The following is a 13,869-nucleotide window of genomic DNA, read 5'->3' as shown; positions in this document are numbered from 1 at the left end:
CTGCGTCGATGCTTTGCGGACTGAGATCGGTTCGTCGGCTACTTGATCAGGTAGATCGTGGCGAAGAGGCCGATCCAGACGACATCGACGAAGTGCCAGTAGTAGGACACGACGATGGCCGCGGTCGCCTGCTCGTGGGTGAACCTCCGCGCCGCGTAGGTGCGGCCGAGGACCAGCAGGAAGGCGATGAGACCGCCCGTCACGTGCAGGCCGTGGAAGCCGGTGGTCAGGTAGAACACCGAGCCGTACGGGTCGGAGGACAGGGAGAGCCCGTCCTCCTTCACCAGGCTGGTGTACTCGTAGATCTGACCGCCGATGAAGATCGCACCCATGATGAAGGTGACGATGAACCAGCCCCGGAGCTTCTTCACGTCACCGCGCTCGGCGGCGAAGACGCCGAGCTGGCAGGTGAGCGAGGAGAGCACCAGGATCGTGGTGTTCGCCGACGAGAAGGGGACGTTGAGGTGGTCCGCCATCTCCTTCCAGTGCGCCGGACCCGTCACCGATCGCAGGGTGAAGTACATCGCGAAGAGGGCCGCGAAGAACATCAGCTCGGAACTCAGCCAGATGATGGTTCCGACGCTGGTGAGGTTCGGCCGGTTGACCGACGGGTGCGCGTGCCCGGTTTCTACTGTCGTTGCTGTCGCCACGACCGACATTATGTCGGTCGCTTATCCCGCCCTCACTCCGGGGGGTGCCGTTCGGAGTGTCTGGGGGGTGTGTCCAGCCCGTATGGCCCATCGAAGGCGTGTTCCAAGCGGTGTTGACCAGGGATGGGGAGGAGTAGCATCCGCCGCATCGGTACCCGGAAGTTCCCGATGAGTTCTCCGACCAAGGCTGTTCTGAGATGCGTGGAGGAACAATGCAGGCGACCGCCACGGTGCTGGTCTACAGCGACGACGCAGGCACCCGGGAGCAGGTGCGGCTTGCCACCGGCCGCAGGCCGGCCCAGGACGCCCCCTTGGTGGAGTTCCTGGAGTGCGCCACGCCCGCCGCGGTGCTCAAGGAGCTGGACAGGGGCGGGATCGACGTGTGCGTCCTGGACGGCGAGGCCGTGCCGATGGGCGGCATGGGGCTGTGCCGGCAGATCAAGGACGAGGTGTTCCGGTGCCCGCCGGTGCTGCTGCTGATCGGGCGGCCGCAGGACGCGTGGCTGGCCACCTGGAGCCGGGCGGACGCGGCGGTGACGCTGCCGGTGGAGCCGGTGGAGTTCGCGTCCGCGCTGGCGGCGTTGCTGCGGAAAAGCGTCCCGGTGACCGCGTGAGGGTGCGCTGCGGCGCGTGACGGCGTTCCACGGCGCCTGACAGCTCGGGACGGCCCGTAGTCTCGCGGCTGCGGGCCGTCCGTGGCGGGGCGCGCTCACGGGGCGGAGCCGCACCTCGGCACGGCCCCGCGCCCCCCGATGGTCGCCCCCGCTTCAGAGGCTCTGGGGGCGGAGCCTGGTCGTGTCGCCCTGGGGGGAGCCCTGGGCGCCGGTGAGGGCGCTGCCCTGGAGCCACTTGTCCCAGGACAGGTTCCAGTCGCCGAAGCCGTTGTCGAAGGTCTCCATCTGCTGGCCGGCCGAGTTCACCACCTGGACGATGTCGCCCTCGTGGATGTTGTCGAAGAACCACTTGGCGTTCGGCGTGCTCATGCCCGTGCAGCCGTGGCTGACGTTGGCGCTGCCCTGTGAGCCCACGGACCAGGGGGCCGCGTGGACGAACTCGCCGCTCCAGGTCACCCGGGTGGCGTAGTAGACGGGCAGGTCGTAGGAGTCCGAGGAGCCGGCGGCGATGCCGACGGTGGTGCTCTTCATCCGCACGAAGTACTGCTTGGCCAGTACGACCTTGACGCCGTTGCGGGTCTCGAAGCCGGGCTTGCCCGTGGTGACGGGGATCTCCTTGACCTTCTCGTCGTTGCGGTAGAGCGTCAGCCGGTGCGTGGCGGCGTCCGTGAGGGCGATGATCCGGTCGCCGGTGGTGATGGTCAGCGGCTTGGCCTCGCCGCCCCACAGCTCGTTGTTGATCCGGATGTTCTCGAGGTTGCTGTGCACCTCGACGGTGGCGTTGGCCGGCCAGTAGTCCCGGGGCCGGTAGTGCAGCTGCTTGTCGTCCACCCAGTACCAGGAGCCCTGCACGGCGGGCGTGGACTCGACCCTCAGGCCGCGCTCCACGATGGCGCGCTGCGCCTTGTCCTTGATGGGCTGGTCGAGTTGCGCCACGATGGGCTCGCCGACGCCGTAGGTGCCCGCCTCCGGCCCGAACTCCACGTTCAGGCGCTTGAGGGTGTCGGGCTTGCTGGTGTCGACGGTGAGGACCTTGCGGCCGGGTGCCCCGTCGCCGTCCTCCGTGCTCACCGTGACCGTGTAGTGGGCGCCGGCGGCCAGGGGCGAGGTGCTGTGCCAGCGGGCCCCGTCGGCGTCGAGTTCGCCGGAGACGTGGCGGCCCGTGGTGTCCACGGCCGTGACGTCCGTGATCCGGCCGTCCGAGCCCTCTGCGGTGACCACCAGGGGCTTGTCCGGGTCGGCCTGTTTCCCGGCTTCCGTGGGGCCGCTGACGGAGATCTGGTCCGCCGCGTCGTACGGGGCGGTGGCCAGGGGATTGCCGTCCGGGCCGCAAGCGGTGGCGCCCGCGCCGAGGGCGGCCACCAACAGGGCACGGCTGACGACGGTGCGGGTACGCGTGCGCGGAGTGGTGCTCATGGCAGCACGCTAGGTAGCTCCGTCAACTTCGGCGCGATAAGTCGTCCGTTCGGGCGACGCTCGTACGGCGGCCGTGCGGTCGCGGGCCGAAACCGGGGGGCCGGTCGCGGGCGGAGACCGGGATCCGGTCGCGGGACGCGGAGGCGGTGCGGTCGCGGGGCGAAAAGGCGGGAGCCCGGACCCTCCGTGCGGAGGATCCGGGCTCCCGGGGTCGAGCGGGTGTCACTGGGTGCGGTTCTCACCGCGGTAGTACTCGAACACCCAGCCCCACAGCCCGATCATGACGAGCGGGGCGCCGAAGTACAGCAGCCACCAGCCGAGCGCCACACCGAGGAAGGCCAGCGCGCCGCCGACGCCGAGGGCGAGCGGCTGCCAGCTGTGCGGGCTGAAGAAGCCCAGCTCACCGGCGTCGTCCGCGACGTCGGCCTCCTTGTTGTCCTGAGCGCCGGCGTCCACCCGCTTGGCCGTGAAGCCCAGGTAGAAGCCGACCATGATGCTCAGGCCGAACGACAGGAAGAGCGCCGTGGTGCCGGCCGGCTCCTTCGACCACACGCCGTAGACGATGGCCATGATGAGGAGGAAGACGCTCAGCCAGATGAACATCTTGCCCTGGATCTTCACTTGCCGGCCTCCTTGCCGCCAGCGAGGGCCGCCTTCTCGCCGTGACCGGCGTTCTCGAGCTGGTCGAGCGCGGCGATCTCCGGGTGGTGCAGGTCGAACGCCGGGGATTCACTGCGGATCCGCGGCAGGGTGAGGAAGTTGTGCCGCGGCGGCGGGCAGGAGGTCGCCCACTCCAGGGAGCGGCCGTAGCCCCACGGGTCGTCGACGCCGACCGGCTTGCCGTACTTGGCCGTCTTCCACACGTTGTAGAAGAACGGCAGGATCGACAGGCCGAGCAGGAAGGAGAAGATCGTCGAGATCGTGTTCAGCGCGGTGAAGCCGTCGGCCGCCAGGTAGTCGGCGTACCGGCGCGGCATGCCCTCGGCGCCCAGCCAGTGCTGGATGAGGAAGGTGCCGTGGAAGCCGATGAACAGCATCCAGAAGGTCATCTTGCCGAGCCGCTCGTCCAGCATCTTGCCGGTGAACTTCGGCCACCAGAAGTGGAAGCCGGAGAACATCGCGAAGACGACCGTGCCGAAGACGACGTAGTGGAAGTGGGCCACCACGAAGTACGAGTCGGAGATGTGGAAGTCCATCGGGGGCGAGGCCAGGATGACGCCGGTCAGACCACCGAAGGTGAAGGTGATCAGGAAGCCGGTCGCCCAGAGCATCGGCGTCTCGAAGGACAGCGAGCCCTTCCACATGGTGCCGATCCAGTTGAAGAACTTCACACCGGTCGGGACCGCGATCAGGAAGGTCATGAAGGAGAAGAACGGCAGGAGCACACCGCCGGTGACGTACATGTGGTGGGCCCACACGGTCACGGACAGACCCGCGATGGCGATGGTCGCGCCGATCAGACCCATGTAGCCGAACATCGGCTTGCGGGAGAAGACCGGGATGACCTCACTGATGATGCCGAAGAACGGCAGCGCGATGATGTACACCTCTGGGTGGCCGAAGAACCAGAAGAGGTGTTGCCACAGCAGGGCTCCGCCGTTGGCGGCGTCGAACACGTGGGCGCCGAACTTGCGGTCGGCCTCCAGCGCGAACAGGGCCGCGGCCAGCACGGGGAAGGCCAGCAGGACGAGCACCGCGGTGAGCAGCACGTTCCACACGAAGATCGGCATGCGGAACATGGTCATGCCCGGCGCGCGCATGCAGATGATCGTGGTGATGAAGTTGACCGAGCCGAGGATCGTGCCGAAGCCGGAGAAGGCCAGACCCATGATCCACATGTCGCCGCCGATGCCCGGCGAGTGCACCGCGTCGGAGAGCGGGGCGTAGGCGAACCAGCCGAAGTCGGCGGCGCCCTGCGGGGTGAGGAAGCCACCCACCGCGATCAGCGAGCCGAACAGGTACAGCCAGTAGGCGAACATGTTCAGCCGCGGGAAGGCCACGTCCGGCGCGCCGATCTGCAGCGGCATGATCCAGTTCGTGAAGCCGGCGAAGAGCGGCGTCGCGAACATCAGCAGCATGATCGTGCCGTGCATGGTGAACGCCTGGTTGAACTGCTCGTTCGACATGAACTGCAGACCGGGGCGGGCCAGCTCGGCGCGCATCAGCAGCGCCATCACGCCGCCGATGCAGAAGAACGCGAACGACGTGACGAGGTACAGCGTGCCGATCGTCTTGTGGTCGGTGGTCGTCAGCCACTTGATCACGACGTTGCCGGGTTGCTTGCGCCGCACCGGCTGCTCGCTCTCGTAAGAGCCCTCAGCCGCGGCGGCACCCTGAGGTTCGTTGAGGATGCTCACAGGTTGTTCGTCTCCCGGTTCTTCTCGTGGCTCGTCTGCGCGATGCCGGCGGGAACGTAACCGGTCTGCCCCTTCTTAGCGAGGTCCTTGAGGTGCTGCTCGTAACGCTCCGGCGAGACGACCTTCACGTTGAACAGCATCCGGGAGTGGTCCTGGCCGCAGAGCTCGGCGCACTTGCCCCGGAAGGTGCCCTCCTGGTTGGGGGTCACCTGGAAGGAGTTGGTGTGGCCCGGGATGACGTCCATCTTCATCAGGAACGGCAGCACCCAGAAGGAGTGGTTGACGTCCCGCGAGGTGAGGATGAAGCGGACGGTCTTGCCCTTGGGCAGCCACAGGGTCGGGCCGGGGTTCCCGTTCTGCGGGTTCCGCGTGCCCGGCGTGCCGTAGTCGTAGACGCCGCCGGCATTGGCCGGGAAGTCGTTCTTGAACCGGTCCGGAATGGCCGTCAGGTTCTTGTCGGTCTTCGCGTCACCCGTGGAACCCTGGACGGGCGCCACGTAGTTGAAGGCCCAGCTCCACTGGTAGCCGACGACGTTGACCGTGACGTCGGGCTTCTTGGATTCGTCGAGGAGCTTCGACTCGTCACGGGCCGTGAAGTAGAACAGCACCGAGACGATGATGAGCGGGACGACCGTGTACAGCGCCTCGATGGGCATGTTGTACCGGGTCTGCGGAGGGACCTCGACCTTGGTGCGGCTGCGCCGGTGGAAGAAAGCACTCCACAGGATCAGACCCCACACCAGCACGCCGACCGCGATCGCGGCGGCCCAGGAGCCCTGCCACAGGGAGAGGATCCGCGGAGCCTCTTCCGTCGCGGGGGTGGGCATACCCAGCCGGGGGAAGTCCTTGTATGTGCAACCGGTTGCGGTCGCCAGGACCAGGCCCGCAGTCAGTGCCTGCAGCAGCTTCCGCCGCATCGGGCGCCGCGGCGAGCGGTCGGAGCCGTTGGGACTCACGTAGCGCCTTCCCGAGAGTCTCGCCCGCGCGGTTGGCTGCGGCCTGCCTTCTCGCTGGTCGGTCGCCGCCCTGCGTCGGGCAGGGGTTTGGATGTTTATGCGGACCAAACCCTACTGGACGCCTTCCGGCGGGTCGCGGGGAGGGGTGCCCAACGCGCCGCGGGTCACGCTGGCGGGTGGGATGCCCCCCGGTGGCGTGGTTTGCGCAGGTGTGTTGGGGCCTCTGACGGTCCGGGAGCAGCGGGTTCGGCGGTCGGCGCGGGCCGGTGGCGGGCGCTCGTTCGGTTCCCCGCGCCGCCGCGGGGCGCTTAGCGTGGGCGTGTGGTCTATTTCGACGCCGCTTCCGGCGCTCCTCTGCATCCCGTCGCCCGGCAGGCGTTTCTCGCCTCCCTCGACGAGGGGTGGGCCGATCCCGCGCGGCTCTACAAGGAGGGGCGGCGGGCGCGGTTGCTGCTGGACGCGGCGCGGGAGGCGACCGCCGAGGCGGTGGGGTGCCGGGCCGACGAGCTGACGTTCACCGCCTCCGGGACGCGGGCCGTGCACTCCGGGATCGCGGGGGCGCTGGCCGGCCGGCGCCGGGTCGGGGATCACCTGATCGTGTCAGCCGTAGAACACTCCTCGGTGCTCCATTCGGCCGAGGCGCACGAGGCGGCGGGCGGTTCGGTCACCCGGGTCCCGGTGGACCGCGGGGGCGCGGTGGACGTCGCGGCGTACGCCGGGGCGCTGCGCGCGGACACCGCGCTGGCCTGTCTGCAGTCCGCCAACCACGAGGTGGGCACCGAGCAGCCGGTGGCCGAGGTGGCCGGGGCGTGCCGGGCGGCGGGGGTGCCGCTGCTGGTGGACGCGGCGCAGTCGCTGGGCTGGGGACCGGTGCCGGGCGACTGGTCGCTGCTGGCGGCGAGCGCGCACAAGTGGGGCGGGCCGCCCGGGGTCGGGCTGCTCGTGGTGCGCAAGGGGGTGCGGTTCGCGGTGCGGGGGCCGGTGGACGAGCGGGAGTCGGGGCGGGCGGCCGGGTTCGAGAACATCCCGGCGATCGTGGCGGCGGCGGCCTCGCTGCGGGCGGTGCGCGCGGAGGCGGCCGGGGAGGCGGCGCGGCTGCGGGAGTTGACGGAGCGGATCCGGGCGCGGGTGCCGCATCTGGTGCCGGACGTGGAGGTGGTGGGCGATCCGGAGCGGCGGCTGCCGGGGATCGTCACCTTCTCCTGTCTCTACGTCGACGGCGAGGCGTTGCTGCACGAGCTGGACCGGGAGGGCTTCGCGGTCTCCTCGGGCTCGTCCTGCACCAGCAGCACGCTGACGCCGAGCCATGTGCTGCGGGCGATGGGGGTGCTGAGCGAGGGCAACGTACGGGTGTCGCTGCCGGCGGGGACGCCGGCGGAGGACGTCGAGCGGTTCCTGACGGTGCTGCCCGGGGTGGTGGCGGGGGTGCGGGAGAAGCTGGGCGCCGGGGCGCCGCACGCGCCGCAGGCGGTCGCGGGCCGGGAGGAGCTGGTGCTGGACGCGCTCGGCAAGCGCTGCCCGATCCCGGTGATCGAGCTGGCCAAGGTCATCGGGGACGTCCCGGTCGGCGGCACGGTACGGGTCCTGGCGGACGACGCGGCGGCGCGGCTGGACATCCCGGCGTGGTGCGAGATGCGGGGCCAGGAGTACGCCGGCGAGGAACCGGCGGCCGAGGGCGCGGCGTACGTCGTGCGCCGGGTGGTCTGAGCGGGAGGCGTCCGTCCTCGCGGGGCGGCTCGCCGGGGGCGGCATCGCGGCCGACCTCCCGGGTGCCGGCCGGCCCGACCGGGCGCAGACGGCTGCCGACGTGCCGGCCCGGGAGGCCCTGCGGCACGGCCGGGCCGCAGCCCTTCGACACGGCCGGACCAAGGACCCGCGGCACGGCCGGACCGAATCGGCCGCCACTCCGTCGGGCCGAGGCGGCCCACAGCGCGGCCGGGCCTGACCGGCCCTCTCTCGACACGGCCCCGGCGACCGGCGGCACGACCGGGCGCAGACGGCAGCCGGACCGGGACGCCCTGCGGCACAGCCGGGCCGCGGCAACCGCCACTCGGTGGGACCGCCACGCCCTTCGGCACGCCCGGACCGAACCGGCCGCCACCCGGTCAGGCCGAGGCGGCCCCCAGGGCGGTCGGGCGGGGACGGCCATCACACGGAACGGCCGGACCAAGAGCCCACGGCACGCCCGGACCGAACCGGCCGCCACCCGGCCAGGCCGAGGCGGCCCGCAGCGCGGTCGGGCCTGACCGGCCCTCTCTCGACACGGCCCCGGCGACCGGCGGCACGACCGGGCGCAGACGGCAGCCGGACCGGGACGCCCTGCGGCACGGCCGGGGCACAGCCGCCGCCTCGCGGTCGGACCCGGGCGACCGCGGCGCGGTCGGGTCTGACCGGCCGTCACGTGGTCCTGCCCCCGCGACCGGCGGCGCGGCCGGACCGAGGCGGCCGTCTCGCAGTCGGGCCGGCACGGCCGGACCGAGGTGGCCGGCGGCGTGGCCGGACCGAGGCGGCCGCTGCGCGGTCGGGGCGGAGGCCGCCATCGCTCGGGCCGGCGGGCCTCGGCGGGGTCAGACCAGGTGGGCGCGGACCTCGCGGGCCGCGTCGTCGCCGTAGGCCTTGGTGAAGCGCTCCATGAAGTGGGCGCGGCGCAGCTGGTACTCCTGGGTGCCGACGGTCTCGATGACCAGGGTGGCGAGCATGCAGCCGACCTGGGCGGCGCGCTCGTGGTCCACGCCCCAGACCAGGCCGGAGAGGAAACCGGCGCGGAAGGCGTCGCCGACGCCCGTCGGGTCGGCCTTGCGCTCCTCGTCCGGGCAGCCGACCTCGATCGGCTCCTCGCCCACGCGCTCGATGCGGACGCCGCGGGCGCCGAGGGTGGTGACCCGGTGGCCGACCCGGTCGAGGATCTCGGCGTCGCTCCAGCCGGTCTTGGACTCGATGAGGCCCTTCTCGTACTCGTTGGAGAAGAGGTACGTCGCGCCGTCCAGCAGCGTGCGGATCTCCTCGCCGTCCATGCGGGCGATCTGCTGGGAGAAGTCGGCGGCGAAGGGGATGGAGCGCGAGCGGCACTCCTCGGTGTGCCGCAGCATCGCCTCCGGGTCGTCGGCGCCGATCAGCACCAGGTCGAGGCCGCCGACGCGGTCCGCGACGGTCTTCAGCTCGATGAGGCGGGCCTCGCTCATCGCGCCGGTGTAGAAGGAGCCGATCTGGTTGTGGTCGGCGTCCGTGGTGCACACGAAGCGGGCGGTGTGCAGGGTCTCGGAGATCCGCACCGAGGCGGTGTCGACGCCGTGCCGGTCCAGCCAGTCGCGGTACTCGCCGAAGTCGGGGCCCGCCGCGCCCACCAGGACGGGGGACGTGCCGAGCTGGCCCATGCCGAAGGCGATGTTGGCGCCGACGCCGCCGCGCCGGACGTCCAGCTGGTCGACCAGGAAGGAGAGCGAGACCGTGTGCAGCTGGTCCGCGACGAGCTGGTCGGCGAAGCGGCCGGGGAACGTCATGAGGTGGTCAGTGGCGATGGAGCCGGTGACAGCGATGCGCACGGCGTGGACTCTCCTGCCGGGAGGGGGATTGACGCTTCACGCTACCCGCTCGGCGCGGACCGCTGAAGCGGGCGAAACTACCCGATAGTAGGTCTTTCCCGGACGGTCGTGCCGTGCTTACGGTTCGCCCATGACGAACCTCGAGGCCCGCACCCGTCCCGTTCCGGCCGATCAGGACGCCGACCTGGCCACCCTGCGCGGGGACTGCGCCCGGATGGCGCCCCGCTGGTCGACGCCCGAGCGCCACGCCGCCCGCCCGGTCCCGCCGTCGCGCATCCACGGCGTGTCCGTGCCCGCGTCGGCCGCCCGGCTGCTGGACGCCATGGCGGAGTACGGCGACTGAGGGCGCGGTACGCCGACCGAGTGGCGTACGCCTGCTGAGTACGGATTGCTCCGGCTGAGCGTTCGGCTCGCTCCGGCGGGGCGTTCGGCGCGGGTGCGCCCGCCGGGCGGCCCGCGCGCGGCGGGAACCGTACGCTCCCCCGCCGCGTCCCATCGCCGTCCCCCGTTCGGGGGATGCGGGATACGACCCGCCGGCCGATCACTTCCACAGGGCCGGTCGGGCGCCGGCCCGGGGAAGTACGGCAGCCGAAGGAGCGATGCGGTGAACACCGAGCGACCCGACCACGACGACGCGGCCGAGGCCGCGGGGAACGGCGCAGCGGGCGGCGCCTCCGGGACCGCTCCCGGGTCCGGCACTTCCGGGTCCGGCACTTCCGGGTCCGGCGCCTCCGGGTCCGGGGAGGACACCTCGGGCGGGGACACGGCGCGTACGGAGAGCGGCGGCGGGCGGTCCCGGTGGGGGCGCGGGCCGCTGATGGCGGCGTCGGTGGCCGCGGCCGTGCTGCTGGTGGGCGGCGGCGGGGCGTATCTCGCGGCCGGCGCCTCGGACGGCCGTACGGAGTCGGCCGCGCCCGCCGGACAGGGCACTCCCCCGCCGCTGGTCCTCGACGGCTACTCCGCCCAGGGCACGGGCGGCTCCGGGACCGCCGGCATCGCGCCCGGCGAGCCCGACCCCTACGGCGCCGCCTACCGGGCGGCCGGCGCGCTGCCCGCCGGGCCGGGATCGGCGCCGGTCTACACGGCCCGGGGCGAGGTCACCCGTGCGGAGGCGGCCCGGCTGGCGAAGGCGTTCGGCGTCGAGGGCGCTCCGGTGGCCGAGGCGCGGGCGTGGCGGGTCGGGGCCGCGAAGGACGGGTCGGGGCCGGTGCTGCGGGTGGACCGGCAGGCGCCGGGCTCCTGGACGTTCAGCCGGTACACGCCGGGCACCGACGACTGCAAGGGCGCGACCTGCGGGCACGGCCCCATCGCTCCCGCCGATCGTCCGGTGAGCGTGGCGGCGGCCGAGAAGGCGGTGGCCCCGGTGCTGAAGGCGGTGGGCCAGGGCGACGCGGCGGTGGACGCGAGCCAGGTCATGGGCGCCCAGCGGGCGGTGACCGCCGAGCCGCGGGTGGGCGGCCTGCCCACGTACGGCTGGACGACCGATCTGGTCGTCGGCGTGCGGGGTGAACTGGTCGGCGGCAGCGGGCTGTTGAAGACGCCGGTGAAGGGGGACGCGTATCCGGTGCTGAGCGCGCGCAAGACGCTGGACCTGATGAACGCGGCGCCCCGGACCGACCACCGGATGGGCATCGGCGGCTGCGCGAGTCCGGTGCCGCAGAAGGACCGCCTGGAGGCGCCGTGCGGCTCCTCCGCGTCGGGCGGGAAGGCCGAGGGCGAGACGCTGACCGTGGACAAGGCGGTGTTCGGGCTGGCCTCGCGCACCTCCGAGGGGCGGCGGACGCTGGTGCCGTCGTGGCTGTTCCAGGTGCGCGGGGCGGCCGGGCAGGAGAGCTACACGGTGACGTACCCGGCCGTCGACCCCCGGTACCTGGCCTCGTCGGCCGGTGCGTCGGCGGCGCCGTCCGGGAGCCCGGAGCCGAGGCCGAGCGGTTCGGGCACCGCGGCCCCGGTCACCGAGGACGTGCCGGTGACGGCGTACGCGGTGCGGGGGGACGAACTGACGGTGACCTTCGAGGGCGGGGTGTGCTCGGACTACCAGGTGGCCGCGCGCGAGGCCGCCGACCGGGTGACGGTCACGGTGACCGAGAAGCGGTGGCCGGACCGGGTGTGCATCGCGATCGCCAGGATCTACCACCGGACGGTGCCGCTGGAGCGTCCGCTCGGTGAGCGGAAGGTGTTCGGGGCGGACGGTGACCCGGTCCCGCTGGAGCGGCCCGCCGCCCGGACGACCGACGCGCCGCACGCGAACCAGGGGCAGCCGGTGCGGTAGGCGGCGCGGGCGGCAGCGGACACCGCCCGCGGCGGGCGGTGCAGGCGGCGGACGAGACCGCGCACGCAAGACGGGCGCCGCATGCGGAAGGCGGCGGTCCCCCGGGTGGGGGGCCGCCGCCTTCCGTCAGATCCGTCCCGGTGGGACGCTCACGCGTCCGGCCGGGTCAGCTGAAGGAGTCGCCGCAGGCGCAGGAACCCGTCGCGTTCGGGTTGTCGATCGTGAAGCCCTGCTTCTCGATGGTGTCCACGAAGTCGATGGTGGCGCCGCCCAGGTACGGGGCGCTCATCCGGTCGGTCACGACCTTGACGCCGCCGAAGTCCTTGACGACGTCGCCGTCGAGGGAGCGCTCGTCGAAGAAGAGCTGGTAGCGCAGGCCGGAGCAGCCGCCGGGCTGGACGGCGACGCGCAGGGCGAGGTCGTCACGGCCTTCCTGGTCGAGCAGGGCCTTGACCTTGGACGCGGCGGCGTCGGTCAGAACGATGCCGTCGGTGACGGTGGTGGTCTCGTCCGATACGGACATCTACATCTCTCCCGGGTTGTACGGAGACTGCTTGCCGACGAGTGCAACCGGCGAGGCCGCGGATTCATTCCGGGCCGAGCACTTGCCTTCTCACGTGTCCATGCTCGTCCTCTTCATGCTCGCACACGCGCCGGGCCGCGGACAGGGCCGCACGGACCGGGCGCCCCGATGCGACGAAGGCGACAACGGGGGCAACGGCGGCGGACGGAGAGGTGTCGGGATTCACGTCACATCGACGCTATGGGCATCGTCAAAGTGACGTGAAGCGGTTATGATAGATAACGTCAATTAGACGAAAAGTAGAAAGGGTGCGTGTCGTGACCACCGCCCAGCCCCAGGAGCTCGACGTCCAGCCGACGCCGCTCGCCCTGCTGCTGCTCGGCCGCGAGGCCGACCCGAGGAGCGAGCGCGGCGTCGACTGCCCCGGCGAGCTGCCCTCCCCGTCCGACCCCGATCTGGTGGCGCGCGCCCGCGCGGCCAAGGAGAAGCTCGGGGACAAGGTCTTCGTCCTCGGCCACCACTACCAGCGTGACGAGGTCATCCAGTTCGCCGACGTCACGGGCGACTCCTTCAAGCTGGCCCGCGACGCCGCCGCGCGGCCGGACGCGGAGTACATCGTGTTCTGCGGTGTGCACTTCATGGCGGAGTCCGCCGACATCCTGACGAGCGACGAGCAGAAGGTCGTCCTGCCGGACCTGGCCGCCGGGTGCTCGATGGCCGACATGGCGACGGCCGAGCAGGTCGCCGAGTGCTGGGACGTGCTGACCGAGGCCGGCATCGCCGAGCAGGTCGTGCCGGTGTCGTACATGAACTCCTCGGCCGACATCAAGGCGTTCACCGGCAAGCACGGCGGCACCATCTGCACCTCGTCCAACGCGAAGCGCGCCCTGGACTGGGCGTTCGAGCAGGGCGAGAAGGTGCTGTTCCTGCCCGACCAGCACCTCGGCCGCAACACGGCGGTCAGGGACATGGGCATGTCCCTGGAGGACTGCGTCGTCTACAACCCGCACCGGCCGAACGGCGGCCTGACCGCCGAGGAGCTGCGCGCGGCGAAGATGATCCTGTGGCGCGGCCACTGCTCGGTGCACGGCCGCTTCAGCCTGGACTCGGTCGAGGACGTGCGCGCGCGCATCCCCGGCGTCAACGTCCTGGTGCACCCGGAGTGCAAGCACGAGGTGGTCGCCGCGGCGGACTACGTCGGCTCCACGGAGTACATCATCAAGGCGCTGGAGGCGGCCCCGGCCGGCTCCAAGTGGGCCATCGGCACCGAGCTGAACCTGGTCCGCCGCCTGGCGAACCGTTTCGCTCCCGAGGGCAAGGAGATCGTCTTCCTCGACCGGACGGTGTGCTTCTGCTCGACCATGAACCGCATCGACCTGCCCCACCTGGTGTGGACCCTGGAGTCCCTGGCCGAGGGCAACCTGGTCAACCGCATCGAGGTCGACAAGGAGACCGAGGCGTTCGCGAAGCTGGCCCTGGAACGGATGCTGGCGCTGCCGTAACCCCCGGCGCAAGAACGGCGACGGCCGGGCCCCCTCT

At 71.7% G+C, this 13,869-nt stretch carries 12 protein-coding genes; 5 read left to right on the top strand and 7 right to left on the bottom strand.

The window, feature by feature from the left end:
• Positions 1-38: 38 nt before the first annotated feature.
• Complete coding sequence (gene ctaE, locus K7787_RS21635; RefSeq protein ID WP_009188180.1) at positions 39-659, bottom strand: aa3-type cytochrome oxidase subunit III; 621 nt, start codon at positions 657-659, stop codon at positions 39-41.
• A 203-nt stretch (positions 660-862) separates the two neighbouring features.
• Here ctaE and K7787_RS21630 point away from each other — a divergent pair, with 203 nt between their 5' ends.
• The gene (locus K7787_RS21630; RefSeq protein ID WP_009188181.1) at positions 863-1,264 is read left to right on the top strand and encodes a response regulator; all 402 of its coding nucleotides are present in this window, start codon (positions 863-865) and stop codon (positions 1,262-1,264) included.
• Between the two features lie 153 nt (positions 1,265-1,417).
• Here the strand turns inward: K7787_RS21630 and K7787_RS21625 are convergent, their stop codons facing one another.
• The 4 genes from K7787_RS21625 to ctaC all read right to left on the bottom strand — a co-directional run bounded on the left by K7787_RS21625 (position 1,418) and on the right by ctaC (position 5,993).
• Positions 1,418-2,680: a L,D-transpeptidase gene (locus tag K7787_RS21625; RefSeq protein WP_164392145.1), complete on the bottom strand. Its 1,263-nt coding sequence runs from the start codon at positions 2,678-2,680 to the stop codon at positions 1,418-1,420.
• A 222-nt stretch (positions 2,681-2,902) separates the two neighbouring features.
• The gene (locus K7787_RS21620) at positions 2,903-3,301 is read right to left on the bottom strand and encodes a cytochrome c oxidase subunit 4 (protein ID WP_009188183.1); all 399 of its coding nucleotides are present in this window, start codon (positions 3,299-3,301) and stop codon (positions 2,903-2,905) included.
• Positions 3,298-5,037: an aa3-type cytochrome oxidase subunit I gene (ctaD, locus tag K7787_RS21615; protein ID WP_009188184.1), complete on the bottom strand. Its 1,740-nt coding sequence runs from the start codon at positions 5,035-5,037 to the stop codon at positions 3,298-3,300. The genes K7787_RS21620 and ctaD overlap by 4 nt, the downstream gene beginning before the upstream one ends.
• The gene (gene ctaC / locus K7787_RS21610) at positions 5,034-5,993 is read right to left on the bottom strand and encodes an aa3-type cytochrome oxidase subunit II (protein ID WP_009188185.1); all 960 of its coding nucleotides are present in this window, start codon (positions 5,991-5,993) and stop codon (positions 5,034-5,036) included. The genes ctaD and ctaC overlap by 4 nt, the downstream gene beginning before the upstream one ends.
• A gap of 321 nt (positions 5,994-6,314) precedes the next feature.
• Here ctaC and K7787_RS21605 point away from each other — a divergent pair, with 321 nt between their 5' ends.
• Entirely contained in the window at positions 6,315-7,700 is a 1,386-nt protein-coding gene (locus K7787_RS21605; RefSeq protein ID WP_223002613.1) for a cysteine desulfurase/sulfurtransferase TusA family protein, read from the top strand.
• A gap of 860 nt (positions 7,701-8,560) precedes the next feature.
• Here K7787_RS21605 and K7787_RS21600 read toward each other — a convergent pair.
• Positions 8,561-9,535 carry a carbohydrate kinase family protein gene (locus K7787_RS21600; protein ID WP_009188187.1) on the bottom strand — a complete coding sequence of 325 codons (975 nt, stop codon included), beginning with the start codon at positions 9,533-9,535 and terminating at the stop codon, positions 8,561-8,563.
• Between the two features lie 130 nt (positions 9,536-9,665).
• On the opposite strand from K7787_RS21600, the gene K7787_RS21595 reads away from it, so the two are divergent.
• The gene (locus K7787_RS21595; RefSeq protein WP_019984470.1) at positions 9,666-9,878 is read left to right on the top strand and encodes a hypothetical protein; all 213 of its coding nucleotides are present in this window, start codon (positions 9,666-9,668) and stop codon (positions 9,876-9,878) included.
• A gap of 261 nt (positions 9,879-10,139) precedes the next feature.
• Positions 10,140-11,807 (top strand): hypothetical protein, encoded by a 1,668-nt coding sequence (locus K7787_RS21590; RefSeq protein WP_223002612.1) that lies wholly within the window; start codon positions 10,140-10,142, stop codon positions 11,805-11,807.
• Positions 11,808-11,973: 166 nt separating this feature from the next.
• Here the strand turns inward: K7787_RS21590 and erpA are convergent, their stop codons facing one another.
• On the bottom strand, positions 11,974-12,330 hold the full coding sequence (gene erpA, locus K7787_RS21585) for an iron-sulfur cluster insertion protein ErpA (RefSeq protein ID WP_019522019.1): 357 nt from the start codon (positions 12,328-12,330) through the stop codon (positions 11,974-11,976).
• A gap of 317 nt (positions 12,331-12,647) precedes the next feature.
• Here erpA and nadA point away from each other — a divergent pair, with 317 nt between their 5' ends.
• The gene (gene nadA, locus K7787_RS21580; protein ID WP_223002611.1) at positions 12,648-13,832 is read left to right on the top strand and encodes a quinolinate synthase NadA; all 1,185 of its coding nucleotides are present in this window, start codon (positions 12,648-12,650) and stop codon (positions 13,830-13,832) included.
• The last annotated feature ends 37 nt before the right edge of the window (positions 13,833-13,869 follow it).

Origin of the sequence: Streptomyces sennicomposti (assembly GCF_019890635.1) — a bacterium.
GTDB classification, from domain to species: Bacteria; Actinomycetota; Actinomycetes; order Streptomycetales; family Streptomycetaceae; genus Streptomyces; species Streptomyces sennicomposti.
Note: the sequence above shows the minus strand (reverse complement) of the source record. Positions and strands in the feature narration are given on the sequence as shown.